Here is a 23,625-nt window from a genome sequence, read left to right on the forward strand (position 1 = left end):
AAACGCGTGGTCGCAGGTCGGCACTCACTGGCGAGCCCATGAAGAATATGCTCACTGCCACGGAAAATCAGAAGCAGGCACATCCCTACAGGCGTCGACGACGCGGTAATGTATCGGCTTGAATGGACCAACTTCGAGGTTTGCCGTGGCTTCCTACACCCTGCGCCAATTGAAGTACTTCGTCACCACGGTCGAGTGCGGCAGTGTCGCCGAAGCGTCGCGCAAGCTGTACATCGCCCAGCCATCGATTTCCACCGCAATCAAAGGGCTGGAAGAGAGCTTTGGCGTGCAATTGTTTATCCGCCACCACGCCCAGGGAGTTTCCCTGACGCCGGGCGGCGCGCGGTTTTATCGCAAGGCCCAGGAACTGCTGCGCATGTCCAAGGAGTTCGAACAGAACGCCCTGGCCGACAATGACGTGGTCAGCGGGCAGATCGACATCGGCTGCTTCGAGACCGTCGCCCCGCTCTACCTGCCTCGCCTGATCGCCGGTTTTCGCGAACGCTATCCCGGTGTCGAGATCCGTCTGCAGGACGGCGAACAACAGGAACTGGTGCAAGGCCTGACCGGTGGGCGCTTCGACCTGGCGATTTTCTACGAGCACGATCTGGACGGCACTATCGAGACCGAGCCCCTGATGGCACCACAGCGACCCTATGCGCTGCTGCCGGAGGGGCATCGTTTTGCCGACCAGCCACAAGTATCCCTGCGCGACTTGGCTCTGGAGCCGATGATCCTGCTCGATGTGCAACCGAGCCGGACCTACTTCGTGAGCATTTTCGAAGAAATGGGCCTGACCCCGAACATCGTCTTCAGCTCGCCCTCGATCGAAATGGTGCGGGGCATGGTCGGCCAGGGGTTCGGCTTCTCGGTACTGGTGACCCGGCCGCACTCGACCTGCACCTACGACGGCAAGCAGGTGGTGTGCGTGGATATTGCCGAAGAGGTTACCGGTTCGGCACTGGTGGCGGCCTGGCTGAAGCGGTCGCAGCTGACCAAGCCTGCGCAGATGTTCATCGAGTATTGCAAGGAGCAGTTCAAGGCTTGAGACCGAGTTGCCCCTATCGCTGGCAAGCCAGCTCCCACAGATTCGGCATGCACGGCAGCTCTATCTGTGGGAGCTGGCTTGCCAGCGATGAGGCCCTGTCAGACGATCACAATCTCAACGCGCAGCCCACGCATTGAAACGCTCCTCCAACTCCTCCCCATGATCGACCCAGAACTCCGCATCCACCGCCTGGGCCTTGGCCAGGTTGGCGTCGGCGGTCGGCAGTTGCTGCTGAACCTGCAGCGGCAGCAGTGACAACGCCTCGCGATGCACCGGGCCATAAGGAATGGTCTCCGAAAACACCTTCTGGGTCTGCGGCTGGCTGGCAAAGGCGATGAAGCGTTCGGCCAGGGCCTTGTTCGGCGAGCCTTTGACCACAGCCCAGTATTCGGGGTCATACAGGCTATCGGGCCAGACGATGCTCAGGTTCATGCCTTCCTTCTGCGCCGAGGCGATGCGGCCGTTGTAGGCCGCGCTCATGGCCACGTCGCCGGCCACCAGCCACTGCGCCGGTTGCGCGCCTGCCTCCCACCACTGGATATTCGACTTGATCTTGTCCAGCTTGGCGAACGCCCGTGCCACCCCTTGCGGCGTCTTCAACTCCTTGTAGACCTGATCGGGTTTGACCCCATCGGCAAGCAAGGCGATTTCCAGGGTGTACTTGGCGCCCTTGCGCAAGCCGCGCTTGCCGGGAAAGTCGGCGATGTTCCAGAAATCCGCCCAGGAGGTCGGAGCCTTGGCCAGCTTGTCGCGATCGAACGCCATGACCATCGACCAGACATACGTCGCCACACCGCACTCGGTCAGGGTACCCGGCACGAACTGCGCCTTGTCGCCGAACAGGGCCGGATCCAGGCGCTCGAACAGGCCGGCATCGCAACCGCGCAACAGCTCCGGGCTTTCGACTTCGACCACGTCCCAGCTGGCATCGCCGACATCGACCATGGCCTTGATTTTCGACAGCTCGCCGTTGTACTCGCCGGCCACGATGCGTCCGGCACCGCTGGCATTGAAGGGTTGGAAATAGGCCTTGTCCTGGGCCGCTTTGGTGGCGCCTCCGAATGAAATGACGGTCAGGCTTTGCGGCTCGGCGAATACGCCGGTGCACAGCAATGCCAGGGAAAAAGGTACACAGGTACGCAAGGATATGGACATGGAACGTTCCCTCAGCCGATGGAAGACGGGCCCATTCTGTTCACGGGCTGAGGGTTGGCGAAACGAGGTTTTTACGAGGGATTGGGAAGGGAAAAGCTGCTTAGGGATTGGGGCGAACCGCCCCTCACACCACAGGCATACGCCGTCCCGCCGGCGTACGCGCCTCATCCCCCACCCAGGCTTCGAACTCGGCAGCCGGCATCGGTTTTCCGATCAGGTAGCCCTGCCCCTGATCGCAGCCGGCGTTGCGCAGAAACTCGAATTGCTCCCGGGTCTCGATACCCTCTGCCGTGATCTTGAATCCCAGGGCATGGCCCATGTCGATGATCGCTCGGGTAATGGCCACATCGTTGTCATCGTGCGGCAGATCTCTGATGAACGCCCGGTCGATCTTCAGGTGATCGATCGGCAGCATTTTCAGATAGGCCAGCGAAGAATACCCGGTGCCGAAGTCGTCGATGGCGGTGGTCACGCCCATCTGCTGAATGGCGCCGAGCACCGAGCGGGCATGCTTGGGGCTTTCCATGATGACGCTCTCGGTGACTTCGACTTCCAGCAGACTGGCCGACAATTCATGACGCGCCAGGACCTCGCCCAGGTATTCGACGAAATCGCTGCGCTCGATCTGCAAGGCGGCGACGTTGATCGCGATGCGTCCGTCGAGCAACTCCCTGTCGCGCCACGCACGCAGCTGCGCGCACACCAGCTCCAGCACCCGTTCGCCGAGCGGAATGATCAAACCGGTACGCTCGGCCAAGGGTATGAATTCGGCCGGCGAGATCAACCCGCGGCTGGGGTCGCGCCAGCGCAGCAATGCTTCGGCACCCTGCAGGCGGCCGCTGAACAGGTCGATCTTGGGCTGGTACCAGACTTCGAACTCATTGTTCTCCAACGCCAGGCGCAACGCGTGTTCCTGGGCCAGGCGCTGGTGCACCCGCTCGGTCATTTCGCTGCGGTAATAGCGGTAATCATTGCGACCGCTCTCCTTGGCGCCGTACATGGCCGTGTCGGCGTGACGCAGTAGCTGTTCAGGGGTGGCGCCATGTTCGGGGCACAGGGCGATGCCGATGCTGGCGGTCACCATGGCCGCCGTTCCCTTGAGGTCGAACGGTTTCTGCAAGGCCAGCAACAGCTGCCGAACGATGACTGTCGCGCCCTTCTCCTGCTCCAGCTCATTGAGGATGAAGGCGAATTCATCGCCGCCCAGCCGGCAGACCGTATCGCCCTCCTTCACACAGCGCAGGAAACGCTCGGTGGCCTGCTGCAGCAGCAGGTCGCCCATGGGGTGACCCAGGCTGTCGTTGACCATCTTGAAGCCGTCGATGTCCAGCACCAGCACCGCCAATTGCTTGCCATTGGCGCAGGCCTGTTCGATGGCGTGCTGCAGGCGGTTGTTGAACAGGACGCGATTGGGCAGACCGGTCACCACGTCGTAATGCGCCAGGCGCTCGAGCTCAACCCCGGCCCGGCGCAGTTTCTCGCTGGTCTGGCGGATTTCGGTGATATCGGTGGAAATACCCAGCACGCCGAGCAGTTCCCCGTCGGGGGAATGCAAGGGACACTTGGTGGTGAGATAGATGTGATCGCCGTCGGCCCCCTGATGCCGGTCTTCGAGACGCAACACCTGCCCGCTGGCCACAACCTGATCATCGCCGGCCTGAAGCTCGAGCGCCCTGTTCAATGGCAGGAACTGATCCCTGCGCAAGCCAAGGAGCTGCTGGCTGGTAAGCCCGATCGCACGTTCGAAAATCCGGTTGCACAAGCGCAACTGACCCTTGACATCGAACATGTAGATCAACGAGGGCGCGTTGTCGACGATGCCCTGCAGCAGGGCCTTCTGGCTCTGCAGTGCCGTGTTGCGGGTCCTGATCAGGCGATTGCCGTGGCTCAATTGCACCACGAACAGGCTCGACAGCACGGTGCTGACCAACGCAAAGAGAAACAGCGCCGAGGACAGCAGCGACAGCTTCGGCCAGCCGCCGCGGGGAATTGCCGCCAACTGCCAGTGACCGCCCGGCACATCGACACTCAGGACAAGCGCCTTGCGTGCAAACAGCTCCGGGTCGCCCCAGATCATTTCACCTTCGGACCCCTTGCCGTCGCGGCCGCGCAATGCCAGGTCGAAACGAGCGTCCTTGCCCAGGCCTGCAGCCAGCAGCAGGCGATCGACATCGGCGACGATCGAGACATTGCCCCAATAGCGCCTGTTTTCTCCCTGCCCGCCAACGAACACTGGTCGCCGGTAAATCAGCCCGCGCCCACCCTGGTACAGCGTGACGGGGCCGGCGAGGATCGGGCTGCGGGTTTCCCGGGCGCGCTGCAGCAGCGGGTATTGATCCGGCAGCTGGCGATAGTCGATACCCAGGATTCGTTCGTTGCCCTTGAGCGGGTAGACGTCGCGCAGCACATCGTTCGGGGCAATGGCGATATGGTGGATATAAGGCACCGAGCCAATGGCCTGGCGCGCGATGCCGCGAAAGTGCTCGGGCGAAATGGCCTCGTCTACGCTCAACAGTTGGGCAATGCCTTCGGTCTCGCTGAAGGCCGAGCGGATTTGCGCTTCAAGTTCAGCCCGCAGACCGGAGAGCTGCGCGCCGGCGTTGGCCTTGATTTCGCTTTCCTGCCGTTCGATGTCGAGCTGACCGACGATCACCGAAAGCGTGGAGCCCAGCAGCAAAAAACCAAAAGGCATCAAGCGAATGACCAACGAACGGCCCGCCGCTTGTACTCGGTAACACAGACGTTGAGTTCTTTTTGTCATGTACGCCTTGTAAACCTTGCCTATCACCATTCCATGCTATCGGCAGATCGTCGCCGTAATTGAGTGCCTGTAGCGTTTTCCTTGAAGATGGAGTTATGCTGGCTGAAACGATTCACCTAAAACAATACGAGGTGCAACGCCGTGGAAAATATTCTTGATCGGTTGTTCCCCGCTGCCGCGGACATTCCTGAAGCCTACCGTCCTGGCGCGCCCATCGAGCAACGCGAGTATCTGGTCGACGGCACCCTGCAGCGCTGGCAAGGGCCCCTGGCCCCGGTGCGCAGCCCGGTGTACCTGAACACCGAGAACGGGGACGAACAAGTGATTCTGGGCAGCACGCCCTTGCTCGATGCCGACACTGCGCTGACGGCCCTGGATGCCGCGGTGCGAGCCTATGACAAGGGTCAGGGCGCGTGGCCGACCATGCGCGTGGCCGAGCGCATCCAGCACGTCGAGGCGTTTCTGGGACGCATGCGCGAGCAGCGGGCAGCCGTAGTCAAGTTGCTGATGTGGGAAATCGGCAAAAACCTCAAGGACTCGGAAAAGGAGTTCGACCGCACCTGCGATTACATCGTCGACACCATCAATGCCTTGAAGGAGCTCGATCGCCGCTCCAGCCGCTTCGAACTCGAACAGGACACCCTGGGCCAGATCCGCCGCGTACCGCTGGGCGTTGCCCTGTGCATGGGCCCCTACAATTACCCTTTGAACGAAACCTTCACCACCCTGATCCCGGCGTTGATCATGGGCAATACGGTGGTGTTCAAGCCGGCAAAATTCGGCGTATTGCTGATCCGTCCGCTGCTGGAGGCGTTCCGCGACAGCTTCCCGGCCGGGGTGATCAACGTGATCTACGGGCGTGGCCGGGAAACCGTGAGCGCCCTGATGGCCAGCGGCAAGATCGACATCTTCGCCTTCATCGGTACCAACAAGGCCGCCAGCGACCTGAAAAAGCTGCATCCTCGCCCCCACCGCCTGCGCGCGGCCCTGGGCCTGGATGCCAAGAATCCGGGTATCGTGCTGCCCGAGGTCGATCTGGATAACGCGGTCAGCGAAGCCGTCACCGGCTCCCTGTCGTTCAACGGCCAGCGCTGCACGGCCCTGAAGATCCTCTTCGTCCACGAGCTGGTGGTCGACAGCTTCATCGAAAAATTCAACCGCAAGCTCGCCAGCCTCAAGCCTGGCATGCCGTGGGAACCTGGCGTGGCCCTGACGCCGCTACCCGAACCCGGCAAGACCGACTACCTGGGCGGCCTGGTCGCCGACGCCATCGACAAGGGCGCCCGCGTCGTCAACCAGGGGGGTGGCCAGACCCGGGGGTCGTTCTTCTACCCGGCCGTGCTGTACCCGGTCAGCCCGGCAATGCGGGTGTATCACGAAGAACAGTTCGGGCCGGTAGTGCCTGTGGTGCCCTATCGCGATCTGGAGACGGTGATCGACTACGTGCTGGAATCGGATTTCGGTCAGCAACTGAGTATATTCGGCACCGACCCGGCGCAGGTCGGTCGGCTGGTCGACTGCTTTGCCAACCAGGTCGGCCGTATCAACATCAATGCCCAATGCCAGCGCGGGCCTGACACCTACCCCTTCAACGGACGCAAGAACTCGGCCGAAGGCACGCTGTCGGTTCATGATGCATTACGCACCTTCTCGATCCGTACCCTGGTGGCGACCAGGTTCCAGGAGAGTAACAAGGAGCTGATCAGCGAGATCATTCGGCGGCGCGATTCGAGCTTTTTGACCACCGATTACATTTTCTGATTTGCCAGGCACCGGCGCACCTCGTTCCCACGCTCTGCGTGGGAACGAGAAACATCGCAGCGGTTACAGGGTCCCGGTGCGTTGCGGCATCTCTTCAAGCACCTGCGCCGCACACCGGGCAATCCGCCGGCACGCCTCTTCCAGCCGTTCAACGTCGAGCACCAACCCCAGACGCAAGTGCCCGGCGGCGCTGGGGCCGAACGCTTCGCCGGCCAGTACTGACACCCCATGCCTCTCCAGCAATCGCTGGGCAAAATCCTCGGCGCCTATTCCGGTTTCACGGATATCCACCATCACGAACATGCCACCATCAGGCTTTTGTACGCGTATCCCCGGGCACCCTTCGAGCACCGCACACACCCGGTCGCGGCGCTGGCGATAGGCCTGGCGCATATGCTCGACGGCTGGAAGATCGGCCTCGATTGCCACTTGCGCGGCGTTCTGGATGAAGTCGGGCAAGCCATACACCATGCACAAGGACAGATGCGCCAGGTGTTCGGTCAGCGTTTGTGGGCCGATCACCCAGCCGATCCGCCAGCCGGACATCGCATGGGACTTGGACAGGCTGTTGATGGTCGCCGTGCGTGCAGCCATGCCCGGCAGGCTGGCGGGACTGACATGCTCGCCGTCATAGAGCAGATCGCTGTAGACCTCATCGGAAATCAGCCACAGGTCATGATCCCTGCACAGCTGTGCCAGTTGTTCCCAGGTGGAGCGCGGCAGGCTGGCGCCCGAAGGGTTATGGGGGCTATTGATCAGCAATGCGCGGGTTCGTGGCGTAATCCGCGCGGCCACTTCACTGGCCTGTACGCGAAAACCGTTGTGCGGCTTGACCGGCACCGGCACCACCTTCGCCCCACAGGCGCCGAACACCGCCTCATAGGTGACATACATGGGCTCGGCGACGATGACTTCATCGCCCGGGTCGAGCAGGCACTGGGCAACCGAATACACAGCACATTGGGCGCCCGGCGTAATGATCACCTCTTGTGCGCCGAGCGGTTGCCCACTGAGGCGCATCTGCCGCCTGGCGATACTTTCACGCAGCGCGAGGCTGCCACGTACATCCGAATAATGGGTATCGCCGGCCAACAGACTGTCGATAGCAGCCTGGACGACGGGCGTCGGTGTATCGAAGTCGGGATCGCCCACGGACAACAACAGGATGTCGCGCCCTTGTTCGATCAACTCCAGGGCACGGTGGTGAATGTTCCATGCATCGGCACCCGCTCCTCTGATGCGGCGGGTCAGCGCGGAAAAACGCATGCGAGTCTCCTTGTCGTTCATGCGCACAGACGAATAACGCGAAGAATATGTCGACCGATCAAAAACTTATAACGAATTATTGATAAATAACTCAGTTTAGTCCGGTAAAACGTTTGCGCTTGTAATCAAGCTCAAAGTTTCAGAACTTCAAGACCGACGGGCTGAAAAAAACCTATGCAATTCAAATCTCGGTGCTATTTTTAAAGTCTGTCAAGACCAGGCGCATGCCTGATCGCTCATGCCGGTCAGATCACAAGGTGGGCCCCATGAATAAACTGACGTTCCCCAACGCCTGTCAGGTCATGCGTTGGCATTTTCATCCCTTGGGATTCCAAGGCAGCATGGATGCGCCGGGCAGCATGGTGGCGCGACTGTTCGACCGCGCCACCGGAGAAACCCTGGTTGCCGTCACCGGCATTCCTTGTGCCACGGTGATGAACGCGCCCGATGTCGAGCGGATCATCGAAGCGGTCGAGGCAGAGCTGGAGGCGTCCAGCCCTCTTTATGCCTTCGCTGCTGCCGGCTGAATCCTGCGCATGCCTTTCGGGCCCGCTATTGGCGGGCCTTTTCTTGTCCGCGTCGATCATCGAAGAACGGCTTGTCGGCATTCACCTGCACGGATGCTCGCGGCAGGTTCGCGGTGTCACCACCAGGCGCATCGACATACCAGTAACAATGCTTCACTGCCCGCGTAATGGCGACATAAGCCAGGCGCAGGATTTCGTCCTTTTGCGCGTTGTCGAAGGGCTCGGCATCGCCGCTGCGCCCAAGACCGGCCATGCGGTACACCTGGTTCTTGTACGGTGAACGGGTGACATGCTGGCAATCCCCGAGCATGAATACTGCATCGGCCTGCAACCCCTTCGAGCTGTGATAGGTCAGTTGCTTGAACCTTCGCGCTTCGGGCGCCAACCCGGAATCGTGATTGATCAACGCCTGCAAGTGCTCTGAAATCAATAACTTATCGCTACTTTTTCGAAATAGTAACAAGATCGAATCGCCGCGTTTGTAGTGTTCCAGCAGGCATTGCGCCAAGCCTGTATCGTCTCGATCGAGCACCCTGACCGGCACCGGCTCTTCGGCTGCCGGGCCGCACGCCCTGGCCTTTTTGCCGGAAATCGAGGGGGCCGATTTAACGATATGCTCGGCCGCATCGATGATGTGCTGATGGCTGCGATAGTTGTCGCTGAGCATGACTTTGGTCGTGGCGGGTGAAACGAACTCCCTGGCGAACTCCATGAAGTATTTCGGCGAACTGCCACGCCAGCCATAGATCGACTGCCAGTCATCGCCCACGCACAACAAGGATGAATGCTGCGCCGCCCTGCCGACATGCATGGACGGCCCACGACTGCGGATTTCCCGCAAGCTGGCGCGCAACCAGGAAACGATCTGCGGCGAAACGTCCTGGAACTCATCGATCATCAAATGGGAAAGTGGACGCAACAGTTCGTCACTGACTTGCCTGAGGTTTTCCGGGGTATTTTCACCGAACAGCGCGAACATCCGGTTGTAGGTCATGATCGGCGGCGATTGCGCGAGCAGATGGGTCTCGAAGGCTTTCCAGAATAGACTCAGCGCCTCGAAGAACCAGCGATCGCTGTCATCGCGGGCAAAACTCATCTGTCCCACGGCCACGGAAACATCCAGCCCCAGGTTCTCGATAAAACTGGCGGCGGCCACGAAACAATCGAGCAAGGGCGCAGCACCCAGCTCGCCCTTGACCTTGTAATCGAAGCCCGGGCCGGCTACCGCATCGGCGGCAAGTGACTGCACAAGTCGCTTTGCCGCCGCGTAATTTTCCAACCAAATCACAGGCTTACCGCAGAAAGCTTGAAACAGGGTGCGCTTTATCACCCACTCGGCCCAGACCGGCAGCTTGGCGCCGGGGCGCTTGTACTGCTGGTTTTCTCCCGGGTCGAAACCCAGCACGACCCAGGCATCCATCTGCGCGATATAGCCATGGAAATGGAAGGCGCTGCCGTTGATTTCCACGGTCTGGCGATTGGGCTCGATGCCCTTGATCGGCCAGGCGCCGGCGCGAAACCAGAGGTCTTCGATGGTGTCGCACAGTTCTTCATCGCGGCTGGCAGACAACTGCGTCACAGCCACGCGCTTCTGCACATCCGGGTGATCGCGGTCCAGCTCCTTGAGCTCCAGCGCCTGGCGACGCAGCATGGCCATCAATTCGCGGAAACGCTCGTTGCCGGCATGCAGGTCCCGGTAGCAGAGATTGAGTTGTTGGCGCTGGGCATCGTTGATGCGCAGATCGAAGGGGTTGCTCGACTCGCCCGCGTCACCGGCGAACTGGGCGTTATTGCTCAGGTTCTCGAAGGCCCGCAACTGGCCGAAGCCTGGCAGGCTGCGAACCAGCGGCAGTATCCGTGAGTGGAAGGTGCGCACCACTTCATGCGCCTGGGCCTGGCTCAGCCCATGGCCCCATAGCGCGAATACCTCGATCAGTTTGGCGATGAAGTCCTTGCGCGATTCGCGGGTAAAGGTCACCACCGTCATGGCGCCGAGTTCAAAGCCCAGATAGTGGTGCAACAGCAGGATGCGCAACACCAGCGAAGTCGATTTGCCCGCGCCGGCGCCGGCAATCACATAAGTCGAAGGGGTTTCGCTGAAGATCATCTTCCACTGCGCCGCGCTCGGCTGCGCATGGCTCGGCAGACGCTGGGCGACATCGGCCTTGACGCGTTTCTTCAACTCGCCGGTTACGGGCAGCCGCCAGTCATCGAACAGGTTGTCGTCCACGCCGGGTACTGCGTGACCTTGCGGGCGCGTATCGCGGATCAGCAATACCTGGCGCCCTTCCTCGATGCCGTCGATACGGCCCTCGTCATAGCCCTCGCGCAAGCCATCGGCATGCCCCGTGCGTTGCCCGACCACATGCCCCTGGAACCAGGAATCCCGGTGCTGGGCACGCAGGCGGCTCAGGCCGCGACCAAGAAAGCGCGCAGCCAGGCGCTTGAGCAGGGGCAATTGGGCGGGGGGTGACAGTTCGGCAGGCAGCTCGGGCACGCGGACTCCAGGGGTTGGCGATGACAGACGCCCATGTTCGCTCCATTTGCCTGCGACTGCCAGTCAATTGCCTATAGATCAGCTGATTAGGCGATGAATCGCACAATTGACAATAAGTTGTGCGACGACTTATTGATCTAACAATACGATCATAACTAGCGATAATTCCCGCTTTTTTTCGATATTTTGTTGATAGAAGATAGGTCCATTCCAACGATTCACTGCTCAGGAGATGTCTTCATGCTGCAACTAAGACCCTTCAAGTCCCTCGGTGGCGCCAACCACGGCTGGCTCGATGCTCATCACCATTTTTCGTTCGCCGAGTATTACGACCCTGAGCGCATGAACTGGGGCAACCTGCGGGTGTGGAATGACGATGTCATCGCCCCCGGCACCGGTTTCCCGCAGCACCCGCACCGGGACATGGAGATCATTACCTATGTCCGTGAAGGCGCGATTACCCACCAGGACAACCTGGGCAACAAGGGCCGCACCGAGGCAGGCGACGTGCAGGTGATGAGCGCCGGGACCGGGATCGCCCACAGCGAGTACAACCTGGAGTCGATACAAACGCGCATCTTCCAGATCTGGATCATGCCCGATCGCACCGGCGAAGCCCCTTCCTGGGGTGCCCGACCCTTCCCTAAAGGCGAGCGCGGCGAAGGTTTCGTCACCCTGGCCAGCGGCAAGGCCGGTGACGACCAAAGCCTGCGCATTCGTGCCGATGCACGGTTGGTGGCGGCCAATTTGAAGGCTGGGGAGACGGCGGAATATGTGCTGGATGGCGGACGCCGTGCTTACCTGGTGCCGGCCAAGGGGCTGATCGAGGTCAATGGCGTGCGGGCGGCAGCGCGGGATGGGGTGGCTGTCGAGGATGAGCGAGTACTGCGGGTGACGGCTGTGGAAGACAGCGAGATTGTTCTTGTTGATGTAGCTTGAGAATAAAAAAGGGCCTGAAATTCAGGCCCTTTTTTTATTTACTTCGGGGAAATTATTCAGTGCCGGTTCGGGCCTCATCGCTGGCAAGCCCGCGATGAGGCCCTAACAATCAACACAAAATCAAACACTTACACAACAAATCTAATCTAAACCTTAAGCAATGGCCGCATCCACCAACACCTGCGCCTCAGCCACCAGACGCTGCAAATGCGCCTCATCGATAAAGCTCTCGGCGTAGATCTTGTAGATGTCCTCGGTCCCCGAAGGCCGTGCCGCGAACCAGCCATTGGCGGTCATGACCTTCAAGCCGCCGATGGCCTGATTGTTACCCGGTGCATGGCTGAGAATCTGTTCGATAGGCTCGCCAGCCAGTTCGGTCGACTTGACCTGCTCCGGTGACAGCTTGCTCAACAACGCCTTCTGCTGCGGGTTGGCCTTGGCCTCGACGCGAGTGGCGAAAGGCCGGCCCAGGTCCTGGGCGAGCTTCTCGTAGTACTGGTTCGGGTCCAGTTTGGTCCTGGCGGTGATTTCCGCGGCCAGCAAGGCCGGGATCAGACCGTCCTTGTCGGTGCACCAGACGCTGCCGTCGCGGCGCAGGAACGACGCACCCGCACTCTCCTCCCCGCCAAAGCCCAGCGAGCCATCGAACAGGCCGTCGGCGAAGAATTTGAAGCCTACCGGCACTTCATGCAGGCGACGGCCCAGACGCGCGGTGACCCGGTCGATCAGGCCGCTGCTGACCACGGTCTTCCCCACGGCAGCATCGCTGCGCCATTGCGGACGGTTGTTGAACAGGTAATCGATGGCCACGGCCAGGTAATTGTTTGGCTGCAGCAGGCCACCGGACGGCGTGACGATGCCGTGGCGGTCGTGATCGGGGTCGCAGGCGAAGGCGACGTCGAAACGGTCCTTGAGGCCGATCAGCCCCTGCATGGCGTAGTTCGAGGACGGGTCCATGCGGATCTGGCCGTCCCAGTCCACGCACATGAAGCGGAAGGTCGGGTCGACTTCGCGGTTGACCACTTCCAGGTTCAGCTTGTAGTGCTCGGCAATCGCTGACCAATAGCGCACGCCAGCGCCGCCCAGCGGGTCCACGCCCAGGCGCAGGTTGGCTTCGCGGATGGCGTCCATGTCGATGACATTGCCCAGGTCAGCCACGTAGGTGTTCAGGTAATCATGGCGATGGGTCGTCGGCGCGTTCAGCGCCTGCTCGTAATCCATGCGCTTGACGCCCTTGAGGCCATCGGCAAGCAGCTCGTTGGCCTTGGCTTCGATCCACTTGGTGACATCGGAGTCGGCCGGGCCGCCATTGGGCGGGTTGTACTTGAAACCACCGCTTTGTGGCGGGTTGTGCGACGGCGTGATCACGACACCGTCGGCCAGGCCGCTGCTGCGGCCACGGTTGTAGCAGAGGATGGCATGGGACACGGCCGGGGTCGGCGTGTATTCGTCATCCTTGGCGATCATTACTTCGACGCCATTGGCGGCAAACACCTGCAAGGCACTGGCACCTGCCGGCGTGGAAAGCGCATGGGTGTCCACGCCGACAAACAGCGGACCATCGATGCCCTTGGCCTGGCGGTACAGGCAGATCGCCTGGCTGATGGCCAGGACGTGATGTTCGTTGAAGCTCAGGTCAAACGCACTGCCACGGTGCCCGGACGTACCGAAAGCCACGCGCTGGGTGGCGATGGAGGCGTCGGGCTGGCCGGTATAATAGGCGGTCAGCAGTCGCGGGATATCGACCAGCGCAGAAGCTGGAGCAGGTTTACCCGCCAAAGGACTGAGATTCATGCAAAACCTCTGAAAAGATGATCGAGACTGATAGGGTTGCAGTTTACTGGCACTTTGACCCTGAGGCGAAGCGTTCTATCCCTGATCCCGGATAAAAAATACTTACGTGTAGCGCCACCACCCGGGGAACAACTGCTGCACCTTTGCCTGGCCGAAACGATCATCGATCAGCACCACCACGCCGCGATCCTGCTGACCGCGAATCACCCTGCCCGCCGCCTGCACCACCTTTTGCACACCGGGGTACAGGTAGGTGTAGTCGTAGCCATCGCCGAAAATCGCGCCCATGCGTTGCTTGAGCTGTTCGTTGACCGGGTTGAACTGCGCCAGCCCCAGGGTCGCGATAAAGGCGCCGATCAGCCGCGTGCCCGGCAGGTCGATGCCTTCGCCGAAGGCGCCACCGAGCACGGCAAAGCCAACACCCCGACCGTCCGGGGTGAAGTTCTCGAGAAACGCCCGGCGTTGTGCCTCGTCCATGTTGCGCGACTGCGACCACTGCACGATGCCCGGATGGCGCGCGGCGAGCAGCTCGGCCACTTGTTGCAGATAGTCGAAGCTGCTGAAGAACGCCAGGTAGTTGCCCGGCTGTGCCTGGAACTGCGCGGCGATCAGTTCGACGATCGGCGCCAGCGAGGCCTGGCGATGGTTGAATCGGGTCGAGATCTCGCTGGCAATGCGCACCTGCAACTGGTCGGCGTGAAACGGCGATTGCACGTCGATCCAGGCCGTTTGCGCCGGTAGCCCGAGCACATCGGCATAGAAGCGGCGCGGGCTCAGGGTGGCGGAAAACAGCACCGTGCTGCGGGCCGCCGCCAGGCGCGGGCCGAGCAGCGGCGCCGGCACCACATTGCGCAGGCACAGGGTCGACAGGCTGCGTTTGCCCGTGCCTTCGCGCTTGCTCACGTCGAACAGGAAATGCTCATCGAACAATTCCGCCACCCGCGTGAACTGCAGCGCCTGGAAGTAGAAGTCCAGCAACTGGCTGTCGATGCCCTCGGGCTGGTGGTTCATTTCGTCACCGATCAAGCCGATGCAGCGCTGCACGGCCTGCAGAAAACGCTCCGGCACGCGGTCATGGGCCTGGTAAGGCGCGAGCTGGTCCTTGTGCAGGGCATTCCACTCCCGGTTGAGCCGTTGCAAGGCGCTCTTGAGGCTGGCCATCGGCTCGCGCCGCAGTGCCTGCAAGGTGCGCTGATCAAGGCTTGCGCTGTACATCTGACGACCGCGCTCGACCAGGTTGTGCGCCTCGTCCACCAGCACCGCCAGGCGCCACTGATTGGCCTGGGCCAGCCCATACAGCAGTGCGCTGAGGTCAAAGTAATAGTTGTAGTCGCCGACGACCACATCGACCCAGCGCGCCAGCTCCTGGCTCAGGTAGTAGGGACAGACCTCGTGGGCCAGGGCGACCTCGCGCAAGGCGGCCTGGTCGAGCAACGGGACCTGCACGGCCGCCTGGCGAGCGGCCGGCAGGCGATCATAAAAGCCCTTGGCCAAAGGACAGGACTCGCCATGGCAGGCTTTGTCCGGATGCTCGCAAGCCTTGTCCCGCGCCACCAGTTCCAGGCTGCGCAAGGCAAGACCGGGGCTGGCCTGATGGACATGCCTGAGCGCCTCCAGGGCCAGCGCGCGCCCCGGGGTCTTGGCCGTGAGAAACAGAATCTTGTCCAGGCCTTGCGGCACCACGGCTTTAAGCAGCGGAAACAAGGTACCCAGGGTCTTGCCGATTCCCGTGGTGGCCTGAGCCATCAGGCATCGCCCCGTGCTGACGGCCTTGTACACGGTCTCGGCGAGGTCGCGCTGGCCACTGCGAAATTGCCCGAAGGGAAAGGCCAGGGCCAAGAGGCCGGCATCGCGTTCAATGCTGCGTGCCAGTTCCTGCTCGGCCCAGTGCAGGAAACGTTCGCACTGCTGCTGGAAAAAAGCCTCCAGTTCGGCGGCGCTGCAGTGCAGCTCGAACGAGGTCTCCCGGTCGCTGTCGACGTCCAGGTAAACCAGGGCGACCTTCAGTTGTTCCAGCTGCAGCTGACGGCAGAGCAACCCGCCGTACACTTTGGCCTGGGCCCAGTGAAGCTGGCGGTGGTTGTCCGGTTGGGTGGCGAGATCGCCGCGGTAGGTCTTGATCTCTTCCAGGCGGTTGAGCACCGGGTCGTAGCCATCGGCCCGGCCGCGCACCTGCAACTGGCGGTACTCGCCAGCCAGCGCCACCTCGGCCTGATAGCCCGGCCCACGCCGCGCCGTGACCCGGCGGTGTCCGGCGATACCCTCCTGGGCCGTGGGCGATGGCGTGAAGCGCAGGTCCAGATCGCCGACCTTGGCGGTGAACTCGCACAACGCCCGCACGGCAACCAGGTAACTCATGGGTCCGGCCCCGGCTCTGTCCATTGCACATAGCAGACCGTGACGGGCATGGCATGCCGGCTGCAGAACTCGATCCAGCGCAGTTGGTTGTCCTGCAGACGATCACCGGGGCCCTTGACCTCGATCATCCGGTAGCTTTTATGCTCAGGCCAGAACTGGATCAGGTCCGGCATGCCCGCACGGTTGGCCTGAATATCACCCAACAGTCGCTCGAAGCAGTGCCGCAGGTGTTCGGCCGGCAGGCACAGCAGCGCCTCGTCGAGCAGTGCTTCGCTCAGGTTGTCCCAGAACACAAAGGGCGATTGCAGGCCCCACTTGCCTTGGTAACGCTCACGGATGGTCGCCTTGTAAGTGCCATCTTCCAGCTGCGCCAGGCAGGCCGCGAACAGTTCGGCACGGCGCTCGTAAAATTCGCCGTGGTGCAGGTCGGCCGGGCCACTCTGGAATGGATGGAAGAACGCCCCCGGTACCGGCGCAAAGATAGCCGGCCAGCACAACAGCCCGAACAGGGAGTTGAGCAAGGTATTCTCGACATAATGCACCGGCCCCCGGGCTTCGTTCAGGTGCGTCAGCACGGCCTGCTCGACGCTCCAGCCCTCCGGGGGGCGCGGTAATCTCAGATCGATTCGGGAAATCGGCACCGGGTCAGACTTTGCCTCGGCGGCCAACCCCAGTTTACGGCGCAGGCGCGGCAGGATGCGCATCAGTTGCTGAGACTCGGCAGCATTACGCGGCGCCGCCTCAACGACGCTGGCCAGTGCCATGGCTGCCTCGTACTGCTCGCTGCGTTCAAGCACGCGAACCGTGCGCAGGCGTGCTTCGGGGTGCATGCAGTCCTGATAGATCGCCAGCGCTGTTTCCCAGCGGGCGCTGCGCTCGCAATGCTGCCCCAGTTGAAACAACAACCTGCCCCGGCGCCGTTCCAGCCAGGGGTTGTCACTGTGGGCGGCAGTCACCTGATCGAGAATCGAATCGGCATCGACGCCGGCCTCGAACTGCTCACCGCAGGCATGCAGCGCCAGGTAGATCTCCAGGTCCTCGCGGCTGCGCAACGCCCGGGATTCGCTACTGAACTCCACGCTTTCGTAGCGCAGCAACCCCAGGTCGGCCAGGACGAACTCGGTCCAGTCCTGATAAAGATTGCCGAAAAACAGCAGCCGCAACCTGTCGCACAAGGCGCGAACCTTCAGTGCATACAGCTGATCGTCGATCGCCGGGCACCACTGCCGCCACGGCTGGACCTCGGTGCAGTGCGGCAACAAGGCAGCCAGCAATTCGGGCTTGCTGGCGCGAGGTTGTTCCAGCAAGGGACGGAAACAGGTGACGATTTCGGGCTTGAGCAGCACGTCGAACAGCTGCTCCAGGCTCAAGGGCTGCTGATCGTCCAGCCAACCCAAGGCCAGCAATGGCTCCGCCGCCGCAAGGGTCGAACCTATCTCGGCATAGTTGAGCTTGCTGGCGCGATACAACGGTCCCTTGCGCATGATCATGCGCACCAGCAGGGCCTGGCTGTTTTGCCCCAGACCACGGAAATCCGCGAGAAACTTTCGTTCTTCGTCGTTGAACAGGTCCGCATAGCGCGGCTCCAGCCAGTCCAGGACACGGTTGAAGTTGTGCAGGTAGTAGAAGGGATCTTCGAGCGGTGGAATTGTCACAGCGAATGCAGGCCAGGGTTTGGTAGATACTGGTTATACATACAGAAACACCTTGCTGGCAACCTCAGGCGACCGTCTGCAGTTTTGGCTGTCGATTTGACACCGCAGGGAGACCCTTCGGGTCTCAGCGCAGCCTGCGGCAGCGGCTACAAGGTTCGGCGTCACGCGGTCGGTGTAGCCGCTGCCGCAGGCTGCGCTGGGCCGCCAGGCCCCAAAGAACTCAAGCCCATCACCATTTTGGCGAACTCAACAGACGCCGCGCTGTGGTAATTGTTCTTCCTGCGCAGCAAGGCGGCCGAACGCTGCGGTCCTTGCCCTGCCAATGGCACCTTGTGCAGCCCTCGGCTTTGCGTGGCGATGGGTTCCGGCAGCATGGTCGCAACCGGCGAGTGACGGATGACTTCCAGCAAGGTGTTTACCGAGTTGACCTCGATCGTGACCCTTGGGGTGATTGCCTGAGCCTGGAAAAACGCGTCGATGCAGGTGCGGGTCACGAAGCCCGGGGTCAGCAGCGCAAATGACAATTGCGCCAACTCGTCGGCAGGCAAAGGTCGCTCACTTTCGAACAGCGGATGATCGGGCCCGACCATCACCCCCAGCGTCTCGACAAACGCCGGAATGCATTCTATGTCGGCGCTCCTGACCTGGTCGAAGGCAATCGCTACATCGAGCGAATCATCGGCCAGCCCGGCCTCGATGTCGTCCATCGACAGTTCGAAAATCTGCAGCTGGATATTCGCAAACCGCGCCGTGTATTCCCGCACCAGCGGGCCCACCAGGTAAGCCATGAAAGTCGGTGTCATGGCCAGGCGCAAGGTGCCCCGTGACAAGTCCTTCACATCATGCAGCGCGCGCCTGCCCGCTTCCAGCTCGACCAGCACCCGGCGCGCGCACTCGATATAGGCGGCTCCCGCATCCGTGGGCTTGATCGTGCGCGCCGTACGGTCGAACAACTCGACACCGAGGGAATCCTCCAGCTGCCTGATCTGCTGGGACAGCGTGGGCTGGGAGACATGCAGCGCATCGGCGGCACGGGTGAAGCCGCCGTGGTCGGCGACGGCCAGCAAGTAGCGGAGATGGCGGAGCAGCATGGCACCTTCCCATAGGCAGTACTTATGGCTTGCATTGTATATCGGTCTTGGACGCTATGGATTAAAGATCGCAAGATTCATCCAGACCCAAACGCAACCGCCCTGACAGGAGATACACCATGCAACAGTCCCACGCTTACCAAGACCCGACCCTGGCGCTGACCACCGCCATCCTGGATGCCAAGGCACGCAAGAACCTGTCCTGGCAGGACCTGACCGACGGCACCGGCCTGAGCCTGGCCTACCTGACCGCCGCCCTGCTCGGCCAGCACCCGCTGCCGGAAAGCGCTGCACGCGTCGTTGGCGAAAAACTCGAACTGGATGCCGAACAGGTCGCTCGCCTGCAAATCATCCCGGTGCGCGGCAGCATCCCGGGCGGTACCCCGACGGATCCGACGATCTATCGCTTCTACGAAATGATCCAGATCTACGGCACCACCCTCAAGGCCCTGGTTCACGAGCAGTTCGGCGACGGCATCATCAGCGCGATCAACTTCAAGCTCGACATCAAGAAAGTCGAAGACCCTGAAGGCGGCTCCCGCGCGGTGATCACCCTGGACGGCAAGTTCCTGCCGCTGCGTCCTTTCTGAGTCACCCCGGCCCGCAACCCGTTGCGGGCCCTCCCCTGAATCTGTCTGCGAGGATGTATCCGATGAAAGCGCTGATTGACGGTATTCTCAAATTCCAGAGCGAAGCCTTCCCCAAACGCTCCGACCTGTTCAAACACCTGGCCACCACGCAGCACCCCGGCACCCTGTTCATCACCTGCTCCGACAGCCGCGTGGTGCCCGAACTGCTCACCCAGCAAGAACCGGGCGAACTGTTCGTGATCCGCAACGCCGGTAACATCGTGCCCTCCTACGGCCCGCAACCCGGAGGTGTATCGGCCACGGTCGAGTACGCCGTGGCGGTCCTGGGCGTCACCGACATCGTCATCTGCGGCCACTCCGACTGCGGCGCCATGACCGCTATCGCCAGCTGCAAATGCATGGATCACCTGCCCGCCGTCAGCGGCTGGCTGCAGCACGCCGAGTCGGCGAAAGTGATCAACCAGTCGCGCCAGCACATTTCCGATGCCGCGCGCTTGAGCTCCATGGTGCGGGAGAATGTGATCGCCCAGCTCGCCAACATCCAGACCCATCCGAGCGTGCGGCTGGCTCAGGAGAAAGGGCAACTGAACCTGCATGGGTGGGTGTACGACATTGAGACCGGGGCGGTGGAGGCGCTGGATGGCGCAAGCCAGGCTTTTGTTTCACTGGCTGAGCATCCGACGACTTGTGCTGTGGCGGCCAAGGTGGCAGCGGTTGCTTGAAGCGTCCATTACGTAATGGATCCGGCCCGCACCCTGCGGGCCAATACCAGTGGTATCACCCGCTCAATCCAGGCTCAATGCCGGCTGCCGACGCAGATAACCAACCGCAAAATCCACAAAACTGCGCACACGCATCGAAGCCTTGAGCCCTTCGCGATAAACCACCTGCACCGGCAGCGCCGGCAGCTCATAGGGCTGCAGCAGGCGGCGTAATCGTCCGCTTTGCAGATACTCATGAAGCTGATGACTCAAGCAGCGCGTCAGCCCTGCCCCATGCACCGCTGCATCGATCGCCGACTGAACCGTGGCGCAACTGAGTCCGGAACGCGCTTTTATGCTGTGCAATGCACCCTGCTCTTGAAAATCCCAATGCGCCCAGCTGCGGTTGGCGCCCGTGTCGATAAGGCGATGTTGCTTGACGTCCGCGGGCACCCGGGGCTCGCCGTGCGCCTCGAGATAATCAGGGCTGGCGCAGACGACGTGGCGAACGTAGCCGACCTTGCGCGCAATCAAGGATGAGCTGGGCAGGTTGCCAACCAGCACGGCAACGTCCAGGCCCTCCTCATGCATATTGGGAAAACGATCATGGTACTCGGCGTACAGCCTGACCTCTGGATACAGGTCCAGATAGTCGACCAGCATCGACGCCATGCCCTGGCTGCTGAACTGCAAGGGCATCAACACTGCCAGATTGCCCCGCGCCTGCACGTGCAAGCCCTTGGCATAGGCTTCGGCTTCTTCGACCTCTTTGAGGATGCGCGAACAATCGGCCAGGAACCGGCTGCCGGCCTCGGTCAGCACCACGCCTCGAGTACTGCGCTGTAGCAGCTCAACGCCCAACCGCGTTTCCAGACAGGCGATGGCGCGGACCACCGTGGGGCCTGAAAGCTCAAGGGAACGGGCAGCGGAAGCAAGGCTCGAATGCGCCGCTATAGCCTGGAACACCACCATTTCATGGTAGCGATCCATCAGCGTGGGACTTTCTTCGAGGGGTTGAGCGCCACGTCCTGACTGAGTTGCTGCACGCAAAAATCAACGAAAGTCCTGATCTTCGCCGGCACCCTGTTGCCCTTCTGGTAGACAACATGGATGGGCAGTGCGGGCGGTTCGAAATCCTCCAGGACGATTTCCAGTTCGCCGCTTTCCACCTTGCTTGCCACCTGATAGGACAACACGCGGGTGATGCCCCAGCCCAGGCAGGCGACATTGATCGCGGCTTTGTTGGCCGTCACCACCAGCCGTGGTTCGAATCGGAAGTTCAGCACTTTGCCGGCATTTACAAACTGCCAATTGCTCAGCAACTGGCTGCTCGAAGGCATGACCAGGTTGGCCGTACTCAATGCTTCGGGGTGCAGTGGCTTGCCATGCCTGGCGAAATAGTCGGGCGCTGCGCACACCACCTGGCGAACCTCGCCGACCTTGATGGCATGCTGGCCAGCCTCTTGAAGATTACCGATGCGTATCGCCACATCGACCCCTTCCTCGACCATGTTCACTACGCGATCGACCAGCAAAGCATTCAGGTGCACCGCAGGAAACAAGTCCAGGTACCCGGCCAACACCTTCGTTACGAACAACTCGCCGAACAACACCGGCGCCGTCACCGTCAATTGCCCCCACGGCATGGTGTAGCTGCCTGCCGCCGCCTCTTCGGCTTCGTCGAGTTCAGCCAGAATCCGCCGGCAGTCCTCAAGGTAGCGTTGCCCCGCTTCGCTCAGGTGCACGCTGCGCGTGGTGCGCGACAGCAGCCGCGTACCGATGCGCTCCTCCAGCGCTGCGACCGCGCGGGTCACGCTGGGCGGCGAAATGTTCAAGCGCCGTGCCGCGGCTGCAAAGCCTTCCTCCTCGGCGACCGCAAGAAATATCTGCATTTCCTGAAACCTGTCCATGGGTCAGCCTCGCCTGGAACAAACTGGGTCAATGATTGCCGGCAGCGCTCAGCGTTTGACCGCAAGATCCGTCTGGGTCATCCGGCTGCGCACGGTGAACACACCGTCGCCGGAGAGGATAGCCCCCCGTGCGAACAGTCGACCGTTCTCCCAGTTCGATAACCCCAGTTCAGGCTTGTTCAGGGCGTACTGCCCGTCGACCCAGCGGGTAATACCGTCACCGACAAAGGGTGCGTTGATGGCGTTGTAAAAATGCGCCTGGGCTTGCTCGTCATCGCTGATCAAGGACACCGTGAACTGCGGGCTGTAACGATTGAACAAGGCGATGGCGCTGTCCAGGTCGTCGACGATCTTCAGGCTGACTTCCGGGGTTTCTTCCCATTCCCACTCGCGGCCGAGCTGATCCTCGGGCAACGGCTCTGCCCATGCCTCGTCCTGATAGCCATCGGCACGGTAAACCTGCACGCGGGCCGTCCTGCCTTGCACAGGCAGCCAGCTTTCGTCGCCCTGGGCGATATGTAGTTTGCTACCCTGCCCCTGCGCGGCGCCGGCTTGCGCCAGGGCGTCGAGGAACAGCGGCACCAGCTCGGCGGCCCGGGCCCGGTGGATCAGGCAGACGTTCAGGGTATTGCAGACCTTGCGATCGAGGGAGTTGCGCACCACTGCCGCAAATCGGCCGGCATCGGCTCCCTCATCGGCAACCAGCCAGGCACCACCGGTGCCGTGCAGGCTGACGGCCGTGCCGGCTTGCTGGGCAATACTGCCCAGTTGGGTAACCGCATGGCCCGAGCCACGGGCAACGGCCAGCGACAGCCTGCGGTCGGCAAACATGGCCCAGCCTGCGGCGTGATGGATGCTCTCGACCAGCGCCACGGCGCCTTCCGGCAGCCCGGCTTCAGCCAGCGCCGGGTTCAGGGCATGGGTCACGATCGCCTGCGCGGTGGCCAGCGCATCACTGCCAATGCGCAGCACCGCCGTGTTGCCGGTACGCAACACGCCGGCGGCATCGGCAAACACGTTTGGGCGCCCTTCGAAGACAAAGCCGACGATGCCCAGCGGCGCAATCACCTGCTCGACCTTCCAGCCATCATGCTCGATGCAGTCCACCACCCTGCCACGGGAGGCTGGGGCGTCGCGCCAGGCGCGCAGGCCGGCAATCATGTCGCGGCGCATGCGCTGGTCGGCAAGCAATCGAGTGGTGGAACGACCACGGGACTTGGCCCGTTGCAGGTCCGCGGTATTGGCAGCCTCGATGCCGGACCAGCAGGCGTCGGTTTCCAGACGCTGGGCGAACAGATCGAAAAAATGGCTGATGGCCTGGTCGCAAACCTCGGCCATGGCCGTGAACGCCGCACCTGCCCGGTCGATCGCCGTGGCCGCCGCCTGCTGGTCGGCAACCGGTATCAACAGTAAATCGCCACTGCGCTGTTCGACCAACAAATGATCCCCGGGTCGAAAACGCGCTGCCAGTTCTTCGGAAACGACAGATACACGATTACCGGCGAAAGGAATCTGGGTGCCGGCGACAAGACGTTCGAGCTGATGGGACATGATCCGGGCTCACGCACAGTG

Annotated in this window: 17 protein-coding genes; 6 read left to right on the plus strand and 11 right to left on the minus strand. The window is 61.8% G+C overall.

The window, feature by feature from the left end:
* The first annotated feature begins 145 nt into the window (after nucleotides 1-145).
* Nucleotides 146-1,048, plus strand: a complete 903-nt coding sequence (locus F2S13_RS22075; RefSeq protein WP_166364792.1) for a LysR substrate-binding domain-containing protein — start codon at nucleotides 146-148, stop codon at nucleotides 1,046-1,048.
* Nucleotides 1,049-1,162: 114 nt separating this feature from the next.
* Here F2S13_RS22075 and F2S13_RS22080 read toward each other — a convergent pair whose 3' ends face one another.
* Together F2S13_RS22080 and F2S13_RS22085 are read right to left on the minus strand one after the other, a co-directional pair.
* The gene (locus F2S13_RS22080; RefSeq protein WP_166364794.1) at nucleotides 1,163-2,203 is read right to left on the minus strand and encodes an ABC transporter substrate-binding protein; all 1,041 of its coding nucleotides are present in this window, start codon (nucleotides 2,201-2,203) and stop codon (nucleotides 1,163-1,165) included.
* Nucleotides 2,204-2,327: 124 nt separating this feature from the next.
* Nucleotides 2,328-4,964: a bifunctional diguanylate cyclase/phosphodiesterase gene (locus tag F2S13_RS22085; protein WP_246237971.1), complete on the minus strand. Its 2,637-nt coding sequence runs from the start codon at nucleotides 4,962-4,964 to the stop codon at nucleotides 2,328-2,330.
* 141 nt (nucleotides 4,965-5,105) lie between these two features.
* Here F2S13_RS22085 and F2S13_RS22090 point away from each other — a divergent pair, with 141 nt between their 5' ends.
* Complete coding sequence (locus F2S13_RS22090; protein ID WP_166364796.1) at nucleotides 5,106-6,725, plus strand: aldehyde dehydrogenase family protein; 1,620 nt, start codon at nucleotides 5,106-5,108, stop codon at nucleotides 6,723-6,725.
* A 63-nt stretch (nucleotides 6,726-6,788) separates the two neighbouring features.
* Here F2S13_RS22090 and F2S13_RS22095 read toward each other — a convergent pair whose 3' ends face one another.
* Nucleotides 6,789-7,991: a pyridoxal phosphate-dependent aminotransferase gene (locus F2S13_RS22095; RefSeq protein ID WP_166364798.1), complete on the minus strand. Its 1,203-nt coding sequence runs from the start codon at nucleotides 7,989-7,991 to the stop codon at nucleotides 6,789-6,791.
* A 266-nt stretch (nucleotides 7,992-8,257) separates the two neighbouring features.
* Between F2S13_RS22095 and F2S13_RS22100 the strand changes: the two genes are divergently transcribed.
* On the plus strand, nucleotides 8,258-8,518 hold the full coding sequence (locus tag F2S13_RS22100) for a DUF1652 domain-containing protein (protein ID WP_166364800.1): 261 nt from the start codon (nucleotides 8,258-8,260) through the stop codon (nucleotides 8,516-8,518).
* Between the two features lie 25 nt (nucleotides 8,519-8,543).
* Here the strand turns inward: F2S13_RS22100 and F2S13_RS22105 are convergent, their stop codons facing one another.
* Nucleotides 8,544-11,015: a UvrD-helicase domain-containing protein gene (locus tag F2S13_RS22105; RefSeq protein ID WP_166364802.1), complete on the minus strand. Its 2,472-nt coding sequence runs from the start codon at nucleotides 11,013-11,015 to the stop codon at nucleotides 8,544-8,546.
* A gap of 240 nt (nucleotides 11,016-11,255) precedes the next feature.
* On the opposite strand from F2S13_RS22105, the gene F2S13_RS22110 reads away from it, so the two are divergent.
* The gene (locus F2S13_RS22110; RefSeq protein WP_166364804.1) at nucleotides 11,256-11,954 is read left to right on the plus strand and encodes a pirin family protein; all 699 of its coding nucleotides are present in this window, start codon (nucleotides 11,256-11,258) and stop codon (nucleotides 11,952-11,954) included.
* A gap of 153 nt (nucleotides 11,955-12,107) precedes the next feature.
* Here F2S13_RS22110 and pgm read toward each other — a convergent pair whose 3' ends face one another.
* From pgm to cynR, 4 genes are all read right to left on the minus strand, one after another.
* On the minus strand, nucleotides 12,108-13,748 hold the full coding sequence (pgm, locus tag F2S13_RS22115) for a phosphoglucomutase (alpha-D-glucose-1,6-bisphosphate-dependent) (protein ID WP_166364806.1): 1,641 nt from the start codon (nucleotides 13,746-13,748) through the stop codon (nucleotides 12,108-12,110).
* A 102-nt stretch (nucleotides 13,749-13,850) separates the two neighbouring features.
* Nucleotides 13,851-16,106: an ATP-dependent DNA helicase gene (locus tag F2S13_RS22120; RefSeq protein ID WP_166364808.1), complete on the minus strand. Its 2,256-nt coding sequence runs from the start codon at nucleotides 16,104-16,106 to the stop codon at nucleotides 13,851-13,853.
* Complete coding sequence (locus tag F2S13_RS22125; RefSeq protein WP_166364810.1) at nucleotides 16,103-17,761, minus strand: VRR-NUC domain-containing protein; 1,659 nt, start codon at nucleotides 17,759-17,761, stop codon at nucleotides 16,103-16,105. The genes F2S13_RS22120 and F2S13_RS22125 overlap by 4 nt, the downstream gene beginning before the upstream one ends.
* A gap of 161 nt (nucleotides 17,762-17,922) precedes the next feature.
* Nucleotides 17,923-18,852 carry a transcriptional regulator CynR gene (cynR, locus tag F2S13_RS22130; RefSeq protein ID WP_166364812.1) on the minus strand — a complete coding sequence of 310 codons (930 nt, stop codon included), beginning with the start codon at nucleotides 18,850-18,852 and terminating at the stop codon, nucleotides 17,923-17,925.
* Nucleotides 18,853-18,971: 119 nt separating this feature from the next.
* Here cynR and cynS point away from each other — a divergent pair, with 119 nt between their 5' ends.
* On the plus strand, nucleotides 18,972-19,442 hold the full coding sequence (gene cynS, locus F2S13_RS22135; protein WP_166364814.1) for a cyanase: 471 nt from the start codon (nucleotides 18,972-18,974) through the stop codon (nucleotides 19,440-19,442).
* A 62-nt stretch (nucleotides 19,443-19,504) separates the two neighbouring features.
* Nucleotides 19,505-20,164 (plus strand): carbonic anhydrase, encoded by a 660-nt coding sequence (locus tag F2S13_RS22140; protein WP_166364816.1) that lies wholly within the window; start codon nucleotides 19,505-19,507, stop codon nucleotides 20,162-20,164.
* Between the two features lie 63 nt (nucleotides 20,165-20,227).
* Here F2S13_RS22140 and F2S13_RS22145 read toward each other — a convergent pair whose 3' ends face one another.
* The 3 genes from F2S13_RS22145 to F2S13_RS22155 are packed head-to-tail and all read right to left on the minus strand — an operon-like array spanning nucleotide 20,228 to nucleotide 23,604.
* Entirely contained in the window at nucleotides 20,228-21,133 is a 906-nt protein-coding gene (locus F2S13_RS22145; RefSeq protein ID WP_166364818.1) for a LysR family transcriptional regulator, read from the minus strand.
* Nucleotides 21,133-22,053, minus strand: a complete 921-nt coding sequence (locus F2S13_RS22150; protein ID WP_166364820.1) for a LysR family transcriptional regulator — start codon at nucleotides 22,051-22,053, stop codon at nucleotides 21,133-21,135. Before F2S13_RS22150 ends, F2S13_RS22145 begins: the two co-directional genes overlap by 1 nt.
* 48 nt (nucleotides 22,054-22,101) lie before the next feature.
* Nucleotides 22,102-23,604 carry an aldehyde dehydrogenase family protein gene (locus tag F2S13_RS22155; protein WP_166364822.1) on the minus strand — a complete coding sequence of 501 codons (1,503 nt, stop codon included), beginning with the start codon at nucleotides 23,602-23,604 and terminating at the stop codon, nucleotides 22,102-22,104.
* Nucleotides 23,605-23,625: the final 21 nt, after the last annotated feature.

This window comes from Pseudomonas akapageensis, from assembly GCF_011355085.1.
Lineage (GTDB): Bacteria > Pseudomonadota > Gammaproteobacteria > Pseudomonadales > Pseudomonadaceae > Aquipseudomonas > Aquipseudomonas akapageensis.